The sequence below is a fragment of the Halobacillus sp. genome (assembly GCF_049282395.1).
In the GTDB taxonomy this organism is placed as follows: domain Bacteria; phylum Bacillota; class Bacilli; order Bacillales; family Halobacillaceae; genus Halobacillus.
In genome coordinates, this window is the sequence record NZ_JBAPTY010000391.1 from 1 (window position 1) to 2,813 (window position 2,813).

The window sequence follows — 2,813 nt, forward strand, 5'->3', positions numbered from 1 at the left end:
AAAAAGAAACTTTATAAGTAAATTCGAAAGATTTTCTGCTGTAGAATTAAAACATCTTAAAAAGTGGAAAGCCGCTAAGGGTTTATAGAATGTAAGGTGCCGTTAAAGGTGCTTGTGACTGATTAGTTAATAAACTAAATGGGAGTATGCTCGAAAGCTTAAGATCAGGGGTGAGCGGGATTCGTTACCATAGAAGAGTAGAAGGAGTAACTCTTCCAGCTCTAATTATTTGGACACCACCCGGCTCCCCCAACATTATCGAAGATGAGTATTCATCGTGTGCTTCTATAAGATTTACATGAGTTGTAATTAAGCGAGGATAAAACTATCGGTCGATCGTGAATCGATAGTTTTTTATTAATAAAAAAACTCTATAGTTAGATTGTCACTTAGGAAATCACCCATTCTTTACATACTTCAGACAAGTAGGCTCGAGTCTTTAACCAATATCTTCTTTTTTAATATCATAAAAAGTAACAGTATAGGAAAGAAGGAAATGGTGTGTACTTTAAAGACAAGAAAATTTTGGTTATTGGAGGCACTGGCACAATAGGTAAATGTATTGTGAAACATTTATTGAACGATCATCCCAAATATATCCGGGTATTCAGCCGTGATGAATATAAGCAGCAACAACTTCAAGCCGAGCTAGACAATAATAAAAAAGTACAATGTATCATTGGAGATGTTCGTGAATATGATAGTTTATTTACTGCTATGCATGGAGTTGACTATGTACTTCATTTAGCAGCAATGAAGCGTGTCGACTCTTGTGAAACCAACCCATTTGAAGCGATAAAGACAAATGTCCAGGGGACTAATAATGTAATTAATGCTGCAATTACTCAAGGTGTGAAAAAAGTAATTTTTACTAGCTCGGATAAAGCTGTTTCCCCCACCAATACGTATGGTGCTACAAAGCTCATAGGCGAAAGGTTAATTTCAGCTGCCCAAATCAACCATGCTGATACCTCAACAAGATTTGCAAGTGTTCGGTTCGGCAATGTAATGGGCTCAAGAGGATCAGTCATCCCGGTTTTTAAAGAAGGGATACTCTCAGACCAGAAGATTATCATCACAGACAAAAGCATGACACGCTTTATGATGACTTTAAACCAGGCAACTGAGTTAACTATAAAAGCTTTAAAAGAAGCCCAGGGCGGAGAAGTATTCGTTCTAAAGATGCCCGTCATTATTTTAGAAGATTTAGTAAATATGGTCTTAGAAGAAACGTGTAAAAATCACCATATTAATCCTAAACGAATTGAAGTTAATGTTATGGGAGCAAGACCTGGAGAAAAAATGTATGAAGAACTAATGACATATGATGAATCTAAGTCAGCGTTGGAACTGCCAGATATGTATATTATTCCTGGAAACAGATTTGAGAAAGAGAAGTATAGTAACGCTAAAAAGGCGAGTGTAGGGTCTTATGATTCGATGAACAGAGAAGCAATAAAGACTAGTGAATTAAGAAACTTGCTAAAAAAAGCAGGGTTATTGTAAGATGCGAGCACTGTATAGGAGGTAGTAATGGATAATTTCTTAAGAAACTATTGGTCTCTATATTTGAATTTCATTAATGCTTTTAAGAGGTGGTCTTATAAAGGCTTTTCTATTCCATATCTATGCCATTTACACGCCTTCGTTTTATACAATAAAAAAATCATGAATGGATTGCTTGAGAAAAAATTTATTAATAAATCTGGAAGACAGGTAGAGCTTCAAAAGAAGTTACCAGAGTTTTTTTTTAGGATCATCGGCTCATATATAAAAGCCCCATCCATAAATTCCCCGCTGCGTATAGGTGCTGTTCATCTTACGAAACCACTTCGTTTCCCTTCTAATGCCTTGGTTAAGTATTTGAATTCAACAAAGAACATTAAATTAATTATCGTAGACGACAAAGAGAAAAATATTAAAAATAAGAGTAGTCTCTCGACCCAAAATCATAATTCTCTTAAAAAGCTTAAATCGAAAAAAATAAGATCGGTTTCGCTAACAAGTAATATTGTATTGAATAGGAAACATGTACAAAAGAAGAGGATTGGAGAGAGTAATGAAGTTTTACAAGATATAAGGCTAATATAGTTAAAAACTTTAAAGCATACTGGACTAATACAATCGATTCTATAGTATAGATTAAAACCGTGTAAAACTTTGCTTAAAGCAGAGTCGTCTGGTCAAGTAATTTTATTAATTTATTTTTAACCTGAAGGGTGCAGATTAATGAAGAAGAAAAAGAGTAAGACGCTGAGAGAAATCCACGATTATTGGGCTACGGGAACATCAGGTGGAAACTCTCCCCAGAGTTATGTACCTCATGTGCAGAGGAGTAAAGTATTAGCGGACTATGTTAATAAGTATATTGAAAAAAATAGTAAGGTGCTTGAAATTGGTTGTAATGTTGGGAGAAACTTAAATTATCTTTATGAACAAGGCTTTCACAATTTGACAGGGATAGAGATTAGTGAAAAAGCAATCGAAGAAATGAAGAAAACTTATCCATCGTTAATCGATAACTCAACTATAATTACCTCCCCTGTGGAAAATATAATTAAAACGCTCCCTTCTAATGATTATGATTTAGTTTTTACTATGGCCGTATTAGAACATATTCACCCGGATAGTGAATGGATATTTAGTGATATTGCCAGAATTACTGGAGGATATTTAATTACCGTTGAAGCGGAAAAAGCTGAAAACTGGCGGTTGTTTCCACGAAACTATAAAACAATTTTTGAAAAAATCGGGCTTAAACAAATAAAAGAAAACCATTGTAGAGATATGGGGTTAAATAACTATACAATATG

Annotated in this window: 3 protein-coding genes; all 3 read left to right on the forward strand. The window is 34.5% G+C overall.

The features are described from left to right. Positions 1–501: 501 nt before the first annotated feature. Positions 502–1,506 (forward strand): SDR family NAD(P)-dependent oxidoreductase, encoded by a 1,005-nt coding sequence (locus WAM07_RS16330; RefSeq protein ID WP_422168477.1) that lies wholly within the window; start codon positions 502–504, stop codon positions 1,504–1,506. Between the two features lie 27 nt (positions 1,507–1,533). Continuing rightward, positions 1,534–2,091 carry a hypothetical protein gene (locus WAM07_RS16335; protein ID WP_422168478.1) on the forward strand — a complete coding sequence of 186 codons (558 nt, stop codon included), beginning with the start codon at positions 1,534–1,536 and terminating at the stop codon, positions 2,089–2,091. Positions 2,092–2,229: 138 nt separating this feature from the next. Next, positions 2,230–2,813: class I SAM-dependent methyltransferase (locus tag WAM07_RS16340; protein WP_422168479.1), on the forward strand; the 584-nt coding region annotated here is incomplete at its 3' end.

Coding starts and splice junctions, on each gene's coding strand:
- WAM07_RS16335 (WP_422168478.1), top strand. CDS start 1,534: ATGGATAATTTCTTAAGAAACTATTGGTCTCTATATTTGAATTTCATT.